Annotated in this window: 13 protein-coding genes; 1 reads left to right on the top strand and 12 read right to left on the bottom strand. The window is 71.1% G+C overall.

All coding sequences use genetic code 11. The features are described from left to right. Window positions 1–123: 123 nt before the first annotated feature. The 12 genes from rpoZ to pyrR all read right to left on the bottom strand — a co-directional run bounded on the left by rpoZ (window position 124) and on the right by pyrR (window position 12,812). Window positions 124–390, bottom strand: coding sequence for a DNA-directed RNA polymerase subunit omega (gene rpoZ / locus ACWDAK_RS06915; protein WP_030240625.1), 267 nt, complete (start codon window positions 388–390; stop codon window positions 124–126). 80 nt (window positions 391–470) lie between these two features. Next, window positions 471–1,028, bottom strand: a complete 558-nt coding sequence (gene gmk / locus ACWDAK_RS06910; RefSeq protein WP_344637224.1) for a guanylate kinase — start codon at window positions 1,026–1,028, stop codon at window positions 471–473. 72 nt (window positions 1,029–1,100) lie between these two features. Further along, complete coding sequence (gene mihF, locus ACWDAK_RS06905) at window positions 1,101–1,427, bottom strand: integration host factor, actinobacterial type (protein ID WP_344637223.1); 327 nt, start codon at window positions 1,425–1,427, stop codon at window positions 1,101–1,103. A gap of 264 nt (window positions 1,428–1,691) precedes the next feature. Further along, window positions 1,692–2,528 carry an orotidine-5'-phosphate decarboxylase gene (pyrF, locus tag ACWDAK_RS06900; RefSeq protein ID WP_427394530.1) on the bottom strand — a complete coding sequence of 279 codons (837 nt, stop codon included), beginning with the start codon at window positions 2,526–2,528 and terminating at the stop codon, window positions 1,692–1,694. After that, window positions 2,525–3,517 (bottom strand): dihydroorotate dehydrogenase, encoded by a 993-nt coding sequence (locus ACWDAK_RS06895; protein WP_427394531.1) that lies wholly within the window; start codon window positions 3,515–3,517, stop codon window positions 2,525–2,527. Before ACWDAK_RS06895 ends, pyrF begins: the two co-directional genes overlap by 4 nt. Further along, window positions 3,514–4,362, bottom strand: coding sequence for a dihydroorotate dehydrogenase electron transfer subunit (locus ACWDAK_RS06890; protein ID WP_344637220.1), 849 nt, complete (start codon window positions 4,360–4,362; stop codon window positions 3,514–3,516). The genes ACWDAK_RS06895 and ACWDAK_RS06890 overlap by 4 nt, the downstream gene beginning before the upstream one ends. Before the next feature lie 193 nt (window positions 4,363–4,555). Continuing rightward, window positions 4,556–5,656 carry a quinone-dependent dihydroorotate dehydrogenase gene (locus ACWDAK_RS06885; RefSeq protein WP_344637219.1) on the bottom strand — a complete coding sequence of 367 codons (1,101 nt, stop codon included), beginning with the start codon at window positions 5,654–5,656 and terminating at the stop codon, window positions 4,556–4,558. Between the two features lie 117 nt (window positions 5,657–5,773). Then, window positions 5,774–9,082, bottom strand: coding sequence for a carbamoyl-phosphate synthase large subunit (gene carB / locus ACWDAK_RS06880; RefSeq protein ID WP_344637218.1), 3,309 nt, complete (start codon window positions 9,080–9,082; stop codon window positions 5,774–5,776). A 2-nt stretch (window positions 9,083–9,084) separates the two neighbouring features. Next, a complete protein-coding gene (carA, locus tag ACWDAK_RS06875; protein ID WP_344637217.1) occupies window positions 9,085–10,260 on the bottom strand; it encodes a glutamine-hydrolyzing carbamoyl-phosphate synthase small subunit in 1,176 nt (391 codons plus the stop codon). After that, the gene (locus ACWDAK_RS06870) at window positions 10,257–10,817 is read right to left on the bottom strand and encodes a PH-like domain-containing protein (protein ID WP_344637216.1); all 561 of its coding nucleotides are present in this window, start codon (window positions 10,815–10,817) and stop codon (window positions 10,257–10,259) included. The genes carA and ACWDAK_RS06870 overlap by 4 nt, the downstream gene beginning before the upstream one ends. Then, complete coding sequence (locus tag ACWDAK_RS06865) at window positions 10,814–12,136, bottom strand: dihydroorotase (RefSeq protein ID WP_427394532.1); 1,323 nt, start codon at window positions 12,134–12,136, stop codon at window positions 10,814–10,816. Before ACWDAK_RS06865 ends, ACWDAK_RS06870 begins: the two co-directional genes overlap by 4 nt. A 79-nt stretch (window positions 12,137–12,215) precedes the next feature. Next, window positions 12,216–12,812, bottom strand: coding sequence for a bifunctional pyr operon transcriptional regulator/uracil phosphoribosyltransferase PyrR (gene pyrR / locus ACWDAK_RS06860; RefSeq protein WP_344637214.1), 597 nt, complete (start codon window positions 12,810–12,812; stop codon window positions 12,216–12,218). Window positions 12,813–13,171: 359 nt separating this feature from the next. Between pyrR and bldD the strand changes: the two genes are divergently transcribed. Then, window positions 13,172–13,675, top strand: a complete 504-nt coding sequence (bldD, locus tag ACWDAK_RS06855; RefSeq protein WP_014134541.1) for a transcriptional regulator BldD — start codon at window positions 13,172–13,174, stop codon at window positions 13,673–13,675. The last annotated feature ends 162 nt before the right edge of the window (window positions 13,676–13,837 follow it).

Raw genomic sequence — 13,837 nt, 5'->3', positions numbered from 1 at the left:
TCTCTCCTCCGGACGGGTTACGCCCACCCTACGGCGCATCAGTTCCCACCGGCACCGTGGTCTGTCGCACAGCGAAGGGGCCCGCCGGACGGTGAAGTCCGACGGGCCCCTTCGACGACGGGCTCAGGCAGCCTCGATGGCCTCGGCAGTCAGCATGCCCGCGTTGATCTCGCGCAGCGCGATCGACAGCGGCTTCTCGTGCACGTGGGTGTCCACCAGCGGGCCGACGTACTCCAGCAGGCCCTCGCCCAGCTGCGAGTAGTAGGCGTTGATCTGACGGGCACGCTTGGCCGCGTAGATCACCAGGCTGTACTTGGAGTCGGTGGCCTCAAGCAGCTCGTCGATCGGCGGGTTGATGATGCCCTCGGGCGCGGTCATGGAAGAGGACACGCGAAAACCTTCCGAAACGGTGGCTAAGAAACGAAAACGCCGATCAGATCAGCATTGCTGCCACTACGGCAGCGATCTGGTCAGACTACACCGAGCAAGGCTAGCAGCTCGGTCGCCACCTGCTCGACGGACGTGTTGACCAGCGTGACGTCGAACTCGGTCTCGGCGGCCAGTTCCACCTTGGCCGCGGCCAGCCGCTCGTCGATCACGTGCTGCGGCTCGGTGCCCCGGCCGGTGAGCCGGCGCACCAGCTCCTCCCAGCTCGGCGGGGCCAGGAAGACCAGCTGCGCCTCGGGCATCGACTCGCGCACCTGGCGGGCGCCCTGCAGGTCGATCTCCAGCAGCACCGGCTCACCGCGGTCGAGCCGCTCCTGGACGGCCTGGCGGGGCGTGCCGTAGCGGTTGCCGGCGAAGACGGCCCACTCCAGCAGCTCGCCGTTGGCGACCAGCTTGTCGAACTCGTCGTTGTCGACGAAGTGGTACTGGACCCCGTCCTGCTCGCCGGGCCTCGGGTGCCGGGTGGTCGCCGACACCGAGAGCCAGACCTCGGGGTGCTGCTGCCTCATATGAGCGACGACCGTGCTCTTGCCGACCCCCGAAGGGCCGGAGAGCACGGTCAGCCGCGGACGTTCACTCATGCACCGATTATCCCGGATCGCGGACGTTCCGGGGACCACGGGGGCCCGGACGCTGCGAACCGGCAGCCGGACTCAGGAGGCGGTGTTACCGAACTCCCGCTCCAGCGAGGCGATCTGGTTCGAGCCGAGACCGCGCACCCGGCGACTCTCGCTGATCCCGAGACGCTCCATGATCTGCTTGGCCCGCACCTTGCCGACGCCCGGGAGGCTTTCGAGCAGGGCGGAGACCTTCATCTTGCCGATGACCTCGTCGTCGGACTTGCCCGCCTTGATCACGTCACGCAGCGAGGCATTGGAGTGCTTCAGCTTGTTCTTGACCTCGGCACGCTGCCGGCGAGCTTCGGCGGCCTTGGCGAGCGCGGCGGCGCGCTGTTCGGGGGTAAGGGGCGGAAGAGCCACGCCGTTCACCTCGGGATGTGTAAGGAAGGGATGAGCTATGACTGTTGGTGCCAAGGACACCGGTTGCAGTGGAACCTAATGGCTCTGACCTGCAAGAGCAACGCTTGGCGAAGCCCTTTGGTGACCTATCGCCGGACACTACCCAACTTGAGCCCGCGCGTCAGGAAAAGAACACGAAAAGTCCTGGTCAGCCGAGGCCGACCAGGACTTTTTCGGACAAATCAACCGCCAGAAAGCAGGTTTTGCGAACAGATGTGATGCTGCTCACTTTTCCAGTACGGCACTGATTTCCTCGACAAAGCGCGCGGAAGCGTCGCGCAGAGCGGTCACCGAGGGCCCGTGCTTGAGGATGTCGCGGCTCACGCTGGGCACCACGTGGCGCACCGCGCCGCCGAACACCCGGGGCAGGTCGGCGGCGGTCGCACCCTGGGCGCCGACCCCGGGGGCGAGCAGCGGGCCGTTGATGTCCAGGTCGACCCCGGCCTCGGCCAGGGTGGCACCGACCACGGCACCGAAGGAGCCCATCGGCTCGGCACCCGCGTTCTCGGCCGCCAGGCGGCGCAGCACGCCCTGGGCGACGCTCTCGCCGTCGGCGGCGACCGCGCGCTGCACCTCGTGGCCCTCGGGGTTGGAGGTGAGCGCCAGCGCGAAGACGCCGGCGCCGTTGGCCCGGGCCAGGTCGAGCGCGGGCTGCAGCGAGCCGAAGCCCAGGTACGGGCTGACCGTCACGGCGTCCGAGAACAGCGGGCTGGCGGGCGAGAGGAAGGTCTCGGCGTACGCGGCCATGGTGGAGCCGATGTCGCCGCGCTTGGCGTCCATGAGCACCAGCGCACCCGCCTCGCGGGCCTCGGCCACGGTGCGCTCCAGCACGGCGATGCCGCGGCTGCCGAAGCGCTCGAAGAAGGCGGCCTGCGGCTTGAGCACGGCCACCTGTCCGGCCAGCGCCTCGACCACGGTGCGGCTGAAGCTCTCCAGCCCGGCGATGTCGTCGTCGAGCCCCCAGGCGCTCAGCAGGGAGGCGTGCGGGTCGATGCCGACGCAGAGCTGACCGCGGGTGTCGAGGGCGTGGCGCAGGCGAGCGCCGAAGGGGGCGAGGGTCATGGGAGCCTTTCAGTGGGGACGGGGCGGTGGGCGTATCCCACCGCGTCGGTGAACTTGGCGAAGCCTCGTCGGGCCAGCTCGCGGCGGAGCTCGTCGAGGATCCGCACGGGGGCGGTTGGGTCGTTGAACAGGGCCGTGCCGACGGCCAGGTGGCTCGCCCCGGCGAGGGCGAACTCCAGGGCGTCCCGGCCGGTGCGGATCCCACCCATGCCGATGATCGGGACGGGCGGGATCCGGCCGGCCAGCATCGCGGCGTGCACCTGGTGGACGCAGCGCACGGCGATCGGGCGGACGGCCGGTCCGGACAGGCCGCCGGCGCCGGCCGCCAGGGCGGGCCGCAGGGTGTCCAGGTCGATGGTCATGCCGAGGACCGTGTTGATCATCGACAGGCCGTCCGCACCGGCCTGGACACAGGCGGCGGCGACCTCGGTGATCGAGGCGACGTCCGGCGAGAGCTTGGCGTAGACCGGCAGTTCGGCCGCGGCCACCTCGCGCACCGCGCGGACGACGTCGTAGCTGGTGGCCGGGTTGGCGGCGAACAGCAGGCCGCGGTCGGCGGTGTTGGGGCAGGAGATGTTGAGCTCCAGGCCGATCACCCCGGGCCGGCCGCCCAGCTTCTCGGCGACCTCGGCGAACTCCTCCAGCCGCTGCCCCGCGATCGAGACCAGCACCCGGGCGCCGCGCTCGGCGAGCCAGGGCAGCTCGTGCCGGACGAAGGCGTCGACGCCCGCACCCGGCAGTCCGATCGAGTTGAGCATCCCGGACGGGGTCTCGGCCATCCTCGGGGTGGCCAGCCCGGACCGCGGGGCGGCCATGATGGTCTTGGTGGTGACCGAGCCCAGCGCGTCCAGCGGGAAGAACCTGGCCACCTCCCGCCCGTACCCGGCGCAGCCGGAGGCGGCGGTGAGCGGGTTGGGCAGCGTCAGCGGGCCGAACCGCGCGGTCAGGTCGACGTCCCCCGGGTCCACCGGCTCCGTGCCCCGGCTCACCGTGCGGCTCCCATCGCGGCGGCGCCCTCCAGGTCCGGCGGTACGGTTCCGATGTCGTCCCAGCGGACCTTGGCGCCGTCGAAGACCGGCCCCTCGGTGCAGGAGCGGACGAAGCGGCTCACCCCGTCCGCGCCGAGCACGGGCAGCACGCAGGTCATGCAGATGCCGACGCCGCAGGCCATCGCCTCCTCCACGGCGGTGTGGCAGCGGGCGCCGAGGCCGAGGGCGATGGTGGTGACGGCACGCAGCATGGGCATCGGGCCGCAGGCGTGCACTTCGGTGGCGCCGATCGCCCTGATCGCCTGGGCCAGCGGGTCGGTGACCCGGCCGGTCAGTCCGGCCGAGCCGTCCTCGGTGACCACCAGGACGTCCCGGGTGATCGCCCGGGCCTGTTCGACCCCGTAGAGCCGGTCGGCGCCGGCCGCGCCCAGGATGAAGCCGACCTGGCCGCCGCGGCGCCGGATCTCCTCGCCGAGCGGGAGCAGCGGCACGCTGCCGTAGCCGCCGGCCACCAGCAGCGCGGAGACGGGACCGTCCGGGAGCGGGAAGGGCGTCCCGAGCGGGGCGATCAGGTCCAGCCGTCCGCCGACCGGGGTGGCGGCCAACTCCCGCGTGCCATCGCCGCGTTCGGCGATGACCAGCTCGATCGTGCCGGCCTCGGGATCGGCCCGGTGGATGGCGAGGGCCCGCCGCAGCAGCCTTCCGGAGTCGGCGCAGGCCAGCGTCGCGAAGTGGCCGGGTCTCACCCGTGGCGCCGCCTCGGGAGCACTCAGCAACAGGCGGTGGTAGCCGCCCTCGACGCTCCGGGAGAGCACCTCGGCTCGTGTCTGAACGGGGTTGGCCATCTGTGGTTCACCTTTCGGCTGGCCTGTGCGCACGTTGACGCTCTGAACTCTCCCAAACCACCCCGCAACCTGTCACTTCGTCCGAACACCCGTGCATTCGGGCACCGTGCGGCGGGGTGCACCGACGGCGCGCGGAGCCGCGCGCCGTCGGGGAGCCGCCCCGCCGCCGCCCCGGGGTGCTCCGGCGGGGCCGTCAGCTCGCCTTCGCGGTACCCACGGCGTCGGCGATGGTCCGGTACCCGCTCGCCCGCAGCCGGGCCGACAGGCCCTTGTGCATCCGCCGCATCCAGAACGGTCCCTCGTAGATGAACGCGCTGTACCCCTGGACCAGGTCGGCCCCGTGGACGATCCGCTGCCAGGCGTCCTCGGCCGTCTCGATCCCGCCCACGGAGATCAGCGCCAGCCGCCCCTCGGTGCGCGCCCGGAGCCGCTGCAGCACCTCCAGCGAGCGCTCCTTGAGCGGGGCCCCGGACAGCCCGCCGGCGCCGATCTCCTCGATCCGCGAGGCCGGCTCCTGCAGCCCGTCCCGGCCGATGGTGGTGTTGGTGCAGATGATCCCGTCCAGCTCCAGGTGCATGGCCATGTCGGCGATCTCGTCGATATCCTCGTCGGCCAGGTCGGGGGCGATCTTCACCAGCAGCGGCACATGGCGCGTGGTGACCTCGTCCGCCTTCTTCCGCACGTCCCACAGCAGCGGCCCGAGCACCTTGACGGCCTGCAGGTTGCGCAGTCCCGGGGTGTTCGGCGAGCTGACGTTGACCACCAGGTAGTCGGCGTACTTGGCGAGCCGCTCGGTGCTCTTGAGGTAGTCCGCGGTGGCATCGGCCTCGTCGACCACCTTGGTCTTGCCGATGTTGACGCCGATGACCGGGGTGGAGCTGGTGTGCGGGCGGGCCGCGAGGCGGGCGGCGACCCGGGCGGAGCCCTGGTTGTTGAAGCCCATCCGGTTGATCAGCGCGCGGTCCTCGACCAGGCGGAACAGGCGCGGCTCCGGGTTGCCTGGCTGCGGCTCACCGGTGACGGTGCCGATCTCGACGAAGTCGAAGCCCAGCATGGACAGTCCGTCGATGCCGATGCCGTTCTTGTCGAACCCGGCCCCGAGCCCGAACGGTCCCGGCAGGTCGAGCCCGAGCGCGGCGGTCCGCAGCCGCGGGTCCCGCGGGGCGAGCACCAGCCGGATCAGCGAGCGCAGCCCGGGCACCGAGGCGGCCAGCCGGATCCAGAAGAAGGCCAGGTGGTGGGCCTTCTCCGGGTCCATCTTCTTGAAGAGAAGGTTGAACAGGAGCTTGTACACGGCGAGTTGAGCCCTTCGGGTCCAAGGGCCGGGCGGAGCCCGGCGGTCGGGGGTGGCGGCGGGCGAGCATGGGTGTGGGGGGCGCCGCCCGACGGGCGCCCCCCACAGTGGATCGGACTACTTGCGGCCGGAGTTGATCAGCGCCGCGTGCTCCTGCAGCGACATCACTCCGACCTCACCGCGCAGCAGCATGTCGATGCCCTGCACGGCCGCGCCCATCGCCTGGACGGTGGTCAGGCACGGCACACCGCGCGAGACGGCGGCGGTGCGGATCTCGTACCCGTCCATCCGGCCGCCGGTGCCGTACGGGGTGTTGATGATCAGGTCGACCTGGCCCTCGTGGATCAGCTGGACGATGGTCTTCTCGCCGTCCGGGCCCTCGCCCTCGCTGTGCTTGCGCACCAGGGTGGAGGGGATGCCGGCGCGCTGCAGCACCTCGGCGGTGCCGGTGGTGGCCAGCACCTCGAAGCCCTGGTCGACCAGCGCGCGGGCCGGGAAGACCAGGTTGCGCTTGTCGCGGTTGGCGACCGAGACGAAGACCTTGCCCTTGGTCGGCAGCGCGCCGTACGCGCCGGACTGGGCCTTGGCGTAGGCGGTGCCGAAGACCTTGTCCACGCCCATGACCTCGCCGGTGGAGCGCATCTCCGGGCCGAGCACGGTGTCCACGCCGCGCCCGTGGATGTCGCGGAAGCGGCTCCACGGCATCACGGCCTCCTTGACCGCGATCGGGCAGTCGGCGGGCAGCGTGCCACCGTCGCCTTCGGCCGGGAGCAGGCCCTCGGCGCGCAGCTCGGCGATGGTCGCGCCCAGCGAGACCCGGGCGGCGGCCTTGGCCAGCGGGACGGCGGTGGCCTTGGAGGTGAACGGCACGGTCCGGGAGGCGCGCGGGTTGGCCTCCAGGACGTACAGGATGTCCCCGGCCATCGCGAACTGGATGTTGATCAGACCGCGGACCCCGACACCGCGCGCGATGGCCTCGGTGGAGGTGCGCAGCCGCTTGATGTCCCAGCCGCCGAGGGTGATCGGCGGCAGCGCGCAGGCCGAGTCGCCGGAGTGGATGCCGGCCTCCTCGATGTGCTCCATGACGCCGCCGAGGTACAGCTCGGTGCCGTCGTAGAGGGCGTCCACGTCGATCTCGACCGCGTCGTCCAGGAAGCGGTCGATCAGCACCGGGTGCTCGGAGATCAGACCGGCGTGCCGCTCCAGGTAGGAGGCCAGCGACGCCTCGTCGTAGACGATCTCCATGCCGCGCCCGCCGAGCACGTAGGAGGGGCGGGCCAGCACCGGGTAGCCGATCTCGTCGGCGATCGCCTTGGCCTCGTCGAAGGAGAAGGCGGTGCCGTGCTTGGGGGCCGGCAGGCCGGCCTCCTTCAGCACCCGGCCGAAGGCGCCGCGCTCCTCGGCCAGGTCGATGGCCTCGGGCTGGGTGCCGACGATCGGGACGCCGTTGTCCTTGAGCGCCTGGGCCAGGCCCAGCGGGGTCTGGCCGCCGAGCTGGACGATCACACCGGCCACCGGGCCGGCCTGCTGCTCGGCGTGGACGATCTCCAGCACGTCCTCCAGGGTGAGCGGCTCGAAGTAGAGCCGGTCGGAGGTGTCGTAATCGGTGGAGACGGTCTCCGGGTTGCAGTTGACCATGACGGTCTCGTACCCGGCCTCGGCGAGCGCGAAGGAGGCGTGCACGCAGGAGTAGTCGAACTCGATGCCCTGGCCGATCCGGTTCGGACCGGAGCCGAGGATGATGACGGCGGGCTTGCTGCGCGGGGCGACCTCGGTCTCCTCGTCGTAGGACGAGTAGAAGTACGGGGTCTTCGCGGCGAACTCGGCGGCGCAGGTGTCCACGGTCTTGAAGACCGGGCGGATGCCGAGCGCGTGCCGCAGCTCGCGGACCACGTCGGTCTTCAGGCCGCGGATCTCACCGATCTGCTGGTCGGAGAAGCCGTGCCGCTTGGCGTGGCGGAGCAGCTCGGGGGTGAGCTTCTCGGCCTCGGCGAGCTCGCCGGCGATCTCGTCCAGGAGGAACAACTGGTCGACGAACCACGGGTCGATCTTCGTGGCCTCGAAGACCTCCTCGGGGGTGGCGCCGGCCCGGATGGCCTCCATGACGGTGTTGATCCGGCCGTCAGTGGGGACGACCGCCTTCGTCAGCAGGGCGTTCTTGTCGCCGACCGGGCCGACCCAGGAGAACTGGCTGCCCTTCTTCTCCAGCGAGCGCAGCGCCTTGTTGAGCGCCTCGGGGAAGTTGCGGCCCAGCGCCATGGCCTCGCCGACCGACTTCATGGTGGTGGTCAGGGTGGCGTCCGCACTCGGGAACTTCTCGAAGGCGAAGCGCGGGACCTTGACCACGACGTAGTCGAGGGTCGGCTCGAAGGAGGCCGGGGTCTCCTCGGTGATGTCGTTGGGGATCTCGTCCAGGGTGTAGCCGACGGCCAGCTTGGCGGCGATCTTGGCGATCGGGAAGCCGGTGGCCTTGGAGGCGAGCGCGGACGAGCGCGAGACGCGCGGGTTCATCTCGATGACGATGACCCGGCCGTCGGTCGGGTTGACCGCGAACTGGATGTTGCAGCCGCCGGTGTCCACACCGACCTCGCGGATGACGGCGATGCCGATGTCGCGCAGGATCTGGTACTCGCGGTCGGTCAGCGTCATCGCCGGGGCGACGGTGATCGAGTCACCGGTGTGCACGCCCATCGGGTCGAAGTTCTCGATGGAGCAGACGACCACGACGTTGTCGTTCTTGTCGCGCATCAGCTCCAGCTCGTACTCCTTCCAGCCGAGGATGGACTCCTCCAGGAGCACCTCGGTGGTCGGCGACAGGGCCAGGCCCTGGCCGGCGATCCGGCGCAGGTCCTCCTCGTCGTGGGCGAAGCCGGAGCCGGCGCCGCCCATGGTGAAGGAGGGACGGACGACGACGGGGTAGCCGCCGAGCGTCTCGACGCCCCCCAGGACGTCCTCCATGGAGTGGCAGATCACCGAGCGGGCGGACTCGCCGTAGCCGATCTTGGCGTTGACGGCGTCCACCACGCCCTTGAACAGGTCGCGGTCCTCGCCCTTGTTGATCGCCTCGACGTCGGCACCGATCAGCTCGACGCCGTACTTCTCCAGCGTGCCCGCCTTGTGCAGCGAGATCGCGGTGTTGAGCGCGGTCTGCCCGCCCAGGGTCGGCAGCAGCGCGTCGGGGCGCTCCTTGGCGATGATCTTCTCGACGAACTCGGGGGTGATCGGCTCGACGTAGGTGGCGTCGGCGATCTCCGGGTCGGTCATGATCGTGGCCGGGTTGGAGTTCACCAGCACGACCCGAAGGCCCTCGGCCTTGAGCACCCGGCAGGCCTGGGTGCCGGAGTAGTCGAACTCCGCCGCCTGGCCGATGACGATCGGGCCGGACCCGATGACCAGGACGGACTTGATGTCAGTGCGCTTCGGCACGGTCAGCTCCCTGCGGTGGTGCGGGCCGGGGCACCGGCCATCAGGCTTGTGAAGCGGTCGAACAGGTACGCGGCGTCGTGCGGGCCGGCGGCCGCTTCGGGGTGGTACTGGACGCTGAAGGCGGGCACGTCCAGGCACTGCAGGCCCTCGACCACGTCGTCGTTCAGGCAGACGTGGGAGACCTCGGCCCGGCCGTACGGGGTCTCGCTCACCCGGTCCAGCGGTGCCTGCACGGCGAAGCCGTGGTTGTGCGCGGTGACCTCGACCTTGCCGGTGGTGCGGTCCTGGACGGGCTGGTTGATGCCCCGGTGGCCGTACTTGAGCTTGTAGGTGCCGAAGCCCAGCGCGCGGCCGAGGATCTGGTTGCCGAAGCAGATCCCGAAGAACGGGGTCCTGCGCTCCAGCACGCCCTGCGCCACGGCGACCTGGTGGTCGGCGGTGGCCGGGTCGCCCGGGCCGTTGGAGAAGAACACGCCGTCCGGGTCGACGGAGTACAGCTCCTCCAGGGTGGAGTTGGCCGGGAAGACGTGCACCTCGATGCCGCGCTCGGCCATCCGGTGCGGGGTCATCGCCTTGATGCCCAGGTCCAGGGCGGCGACGGTGAACTTCTTCTCGCCGATCGCCGGGACCACGTACTTCTCGGTGGTGGCGACCTCGGCGCACAGGTCGGCGCCCTTCATCTCGGGCGAGGCCTGCACCTTGGCCAGCAGCTCGGCGTGGTCGGCCAGTGCGGCGCCGGAGAAGATGCCGACCCGCATCGCGCCGCGCTCGCGCAGGTGGCGGGTGAGCGCCCGGGTGTCGATGCCGCTGATGCCGACGACGCCCTGGGCGGCGAGCTCCTCGTCCAGCGAGCGCCGCGAGCGCCAGTTGGAGGGGATCCGGGCGGGGTCGCGGACCACGTAGCCGGCGACCCAGATCCGCTTGGACTCGTCGTCCTCGTCGTTCCAGCCGGTGTTGCCGATCTGCGGGGCGGTCATCACGACCACCTGGCGGTGGTACGACGGGTCGGTCAGGGTCTCCTGGTAGCCGGACATGCCGGTGTTGAAGACCGCCTCGCCGAAGGTCTCGCCGACCGCGCCGTAGGCCTGGCCGTGGAAGGTCCGGCCGTCCTCCAGGACGAGGAGGGCAGGCACGCGCTCCCGCCGTTGGCGCATGGTGGTGGGGGCAGCTGCGGTCATTGGGCGGCCTCTTCCGTCTTCTTCGTCTTCGTACGTGTCACAAGAGCGTCGATCGCCTCGGTCCAGGAGGCGTGCTCGTCGCTTCGGTCGGCCCGGAAGCCGGAGTCCAGCGCGGTGTCCTGGAGCTTCCAGGTGACCACCAGCAGGCCGGCCGGGACGACCTTGCCCGCGATCCCGGAGTCGGTGCGGGCTCCGGTCAGCTGCCCGGCCGGGATCCACAGGTCCGCGTCGCCGGGGCGGCGGACCAGCAACCCCTGTTCGGTCAGGGTGAGTCGGGCCAGGCTTCGGGTGCCGAGACCGTGCGCGACCACCCGGTCCAGCCAGTTCCCGGCGGTGGTGGTGCCGTGGTAGCGGCCCTCGGTCTCCAGGACCGCCGGGCCGGGATCCGCCGGGACGGCAGGCAGCGGCGGCAGGTCGGACTGGAGGGTACGGCGCCAGTTCCAGCCCTGCCGCATCAGCCAGTAGACCAGCGCGATCAGGATCAGCAGACCGACCGTCCAGCCGATGTAGCCGGGCCAGTTGGTGACCTTGGCCTGCTCGGTGGCCAGAGCGATCATGCCGGGTCACCCTGCTCGATCAGGTCGGCCTGTTCGGCCAGCTCGCCGGCCAGCACCGTGGCGACGCCCCGCAGGAAGGTCGCGTGCACCCGTCCCGGCAGCTCGAGGCCCCGGTAGGGGGTGTTGCGGCTGCGCGTGGCGAAGCTCTCCGCGTTCACGGTCCCACGGTACGCGGGATCGAAGAGCACCAGGTTGGCCGGCTCGCCGACCGAGATCGGGCGGCCGTGGCCGGCCAGGCGGCCGACCCGGGCCGGGCGGTGCGACATCCGGTCCGCGACGCCCTCCCAGTTCAGCAGGCCGGTGTCGACCATGGTCTGCTGCACCACCGACAGCGCGGTCTCCAGGCCCACCATGCCCATCGCGGCCACCGCCCAGGCGCAGTCCTTGTCGGCCGAGGGGTGCGGCGCGTGGTCGGTGGCCACCGCGTCGATGGTGCCGTCGGCGAGCGCGGCGCGCAGCGCGTGCACATCGGCCTCGGTGCGCAGCGGCGGGTTGACCTTGTACACCGGGTCGCCGGAGCGGACCAGCTCGTCGGTGAGCAGCAGGTGGTGCGGCGTCACCTCGGCGGTGACGTCCCAGCCCTGGGCCTTGGCCCAGCGGACGATCTCCACCGAGCCGGCGGTGGACAGGTGGCAGACGTGCAGCCGGGCGCCGGTGTGCGCGGCGAGCAGCACGTCGCGGGCGATGATCGCCTCCTCGGCGACGGCCGGCCAGCCGGGCAGCCCGAGCTCGGCGGAGACGGTGCCCTCGTTCATCTGGGCGCCCTCGGTGAGCTTGGGCTCCTGGGCGTGCTGGGCGACCACGCCGTCGATGGTCCTGACGTACTCCAGGGCCTTGCGCATCAGCGCGGCGTCGTCCACGCACTTGCCGTCGTCGGAGAAGACCCGCACCCCGGCGGCGGAGGCGTGCATGCCCGCCAGCTCGGCCAGTTCCTTGCCCTCCAGCCCGACGGTGACGGCGCCGACCGGCTGCACGTCGCAGTAGCCGCTGGCCCGGCCCAGCTCCCAGACCTGCTCGACCACGGCGGCGCTGTCGGCGACCGGGCTGGTGTTGGCCATCGCGTGCACGGCGGTGTAGCCGCCCATCGCGGCGGCCCGGGTGCCGGTGAGGACGGTCTCGGCCTCCTCCTTGCCGGGCTGGCGCAGGTGCGTGTGCAGGTCCACCAGACCGGGCAGCAGGACCAGGCCGTGCGCGTCGATGTCGATGTCGGCCTCGGCGGCCAGGTCGGTGCCGATCTGCCGGATGACGCCGTCCGCGATCAGGACGTCCTGCGGGGCGCCCCCGAGGATCTTGGCGTTGCGAATGAGATAGCTGCTCACTGAGCGGCCTCCGGGGAGTTGGTGCATGGGCGGTACGGCGGCGCGGGGAACGGGGCTGCGGGTGTCGCGCATCACCCGTTCACTCCCCGGCGAGGGCCTGGGTGGAGCGTGCGGAGTAGTCGCGGTCGCCGACCAGTACGGCGTCCCGGCCGTCCACCTCGGCCAGCCGCACCTGGACGGCTTCACGCAGCGAGGTCGGCAGGTTCTTGCCCACGTAGTCGGCGCGGATCGGCAGTTCGCGGTGGCCTCGGTCGACCAGGACGGCGAGCTGCACCGCGCGCGGGCGGCCGAGGTCGTTCAGCGCGTCGAGGGCGGCGCGGATGGTGCGGCCGGAGAAGAGCACGTCGTCGACCAGGACGACCAGCCTGCCCTCGATGCCGTCGGCCGGGACCTCGGTGTGCTCGGCGGCGCGGGCCGGCTTCAGCCGGAGGTCGTCCCGGTACATGGTGATGTCGAGGGTGCCGAGCGGGATCTCACGGCCGGTGATCTGGGCCAGCTTGGCGGCCAGGCGCCGGGCCAGGTGGACCCCTCGGGTGTGGATGCCGAGCAGGACGACGTCCTCCGCGCCCTTGGCGCGCTCCACGATCTCGTGGGCGATCCGGGTGATCACCCGGGCGATGTCATTGGCGTCCAGCACCTGGTGCGGTGGACGCGATGCGTCAATGCGTGTGGTCATGCCGAAGCCGACCTCCTTCCCCGCCTCACGGGACGGGCTTTAAAGGACGTCTGGGGATGCCCCGGGTCCCGCCCAGGGCTTCCAGCCATCCTAACAGTCCGTTCTCCCGCGCCCGACTCACCGCCACCCGGCGCCCGTCACCGCAGGCCGACACGGTCGGACGCATACGGTTGACATCGGCCTTCCTGGCTATTCGCACGACTGCCCCATTCGGCTTGACGCAACTACCTCACTCTACGTAACCTCACAGTGAGTTACGAGACGGTCCACACCCATCGGTGGAGTGGTCGGGTGAGCGGTCACCCACCCGCGATCCTCGTGGCTCACCACTCAACGCGAAATCTCGTCCGGGGAGACCAATGTCCAGCGACTACGCGAAGCAGCTCGGAGCCAAGCTCCGGGCGATCCGCACACAGCAGGGGCTCTCCCTGCACGGCGTCGAGGAGAAGTCCCAGGGGCGCTGGAAGGCGGTCGTGGTCGGCTCCTACGAGCGCGGCGACCGTGCGGTGACGGTGCAGCGCCTCGCCGAGCTGGCCGAGTTCTACGGCGTCCCGGTGCAGGAGCTGCTCCCCGGCGGCACCCCGGGCGGCGCGGCCGAGCCGCCGCCGCGCCTGGTGCTCGACCTGGAGAGACTGACCCAGGTGCCGTCCGAGAAGGCCGGCCCGCTGCAGCGCTATGCCGCCACCATCCAGAGCCAGCGCGGTGACTACAACGGCAAGGTGCTCTCGATCCGCCAGGACGACCTGCGCACCCTGGCCGTGATCTACGACCAGTCGCCGTCGATCCTCACCGAGCAGCTGATCAGCTGGGGTGTCCTCAACCCGGACGCGCGCCGCGCGGTCCGCGAGGAGGACGCCGGCTGAGCCGGCCCTGCAGAAACGTCACGGCGGTGTTGCCCCGGTCAACCGATCGGGGTGGCACCGCCGTTGCGCCTCTTCGGCCGGGGGCGCGCGGAGAGGCACGCGCAACCGAACCGCACGCACAACCGGCACCGCCCGCGTCGGAACCGCCCGACCGGCCCGACC

The sequence above is a fragment of the Kitasatospora sp. NPDC001175 genome (genome assembly GCF_053598215.1).
The sequence above is the reverse complement of the archived record's forward strand: the minus strand, read 5'-3'. Positions and strand labels throughout refer to the sequence as shown.

Coding starts and splice junctions, on each gene's coding strand:
- gmk (WP_344637224.1), bottom strand. CDS start 1,028: ATGAGTGAACGTCCGCGGCTGACCGTGCTCTCCGGCCCTTCGGGGGTC.
- pyrF (WP_427394530.1), bottom strand. CDS start 2,528: ATGACCCTCGCCCCCTTCGGCGCTCGCCTGCGCCACGCCCTCGACACC.
- ACWDAK_RS06890 (WP_344637220.1), bottom strand. CDS start 4,362: ATGGCCAACCCCGTTCAGACACGAGCCGAGGTGCTCTCCCGGAGCGTC.
- carA (WP_344637217.1), bottom strand. CDS start 10,260: ATGACCGCAGCTGCCCCCACCACCATGCGCCAACGGCGGGAGCGCGTG.
- ACWDAK_RS06870 (WP_344637216.1), bottom strand. CDS start 10,817: ATGATCGCTCTGGCCACCGAGCAGGCCAAGGTCACCAACTGGCCCGGC.
- pyrR (WP_344637214.1), bottom strand. CDS start 12,812: ATGACCACACGCATTGACGCATCGCGTCCACCGCACCAGGTGCTGGAC.
- bldD (WP_014134541.1), top strand. CDS start 13,172: ATGTCCAGCGACTACGCGAAGCAGCTCGGAGCCAAGCTCCGGGCGATC.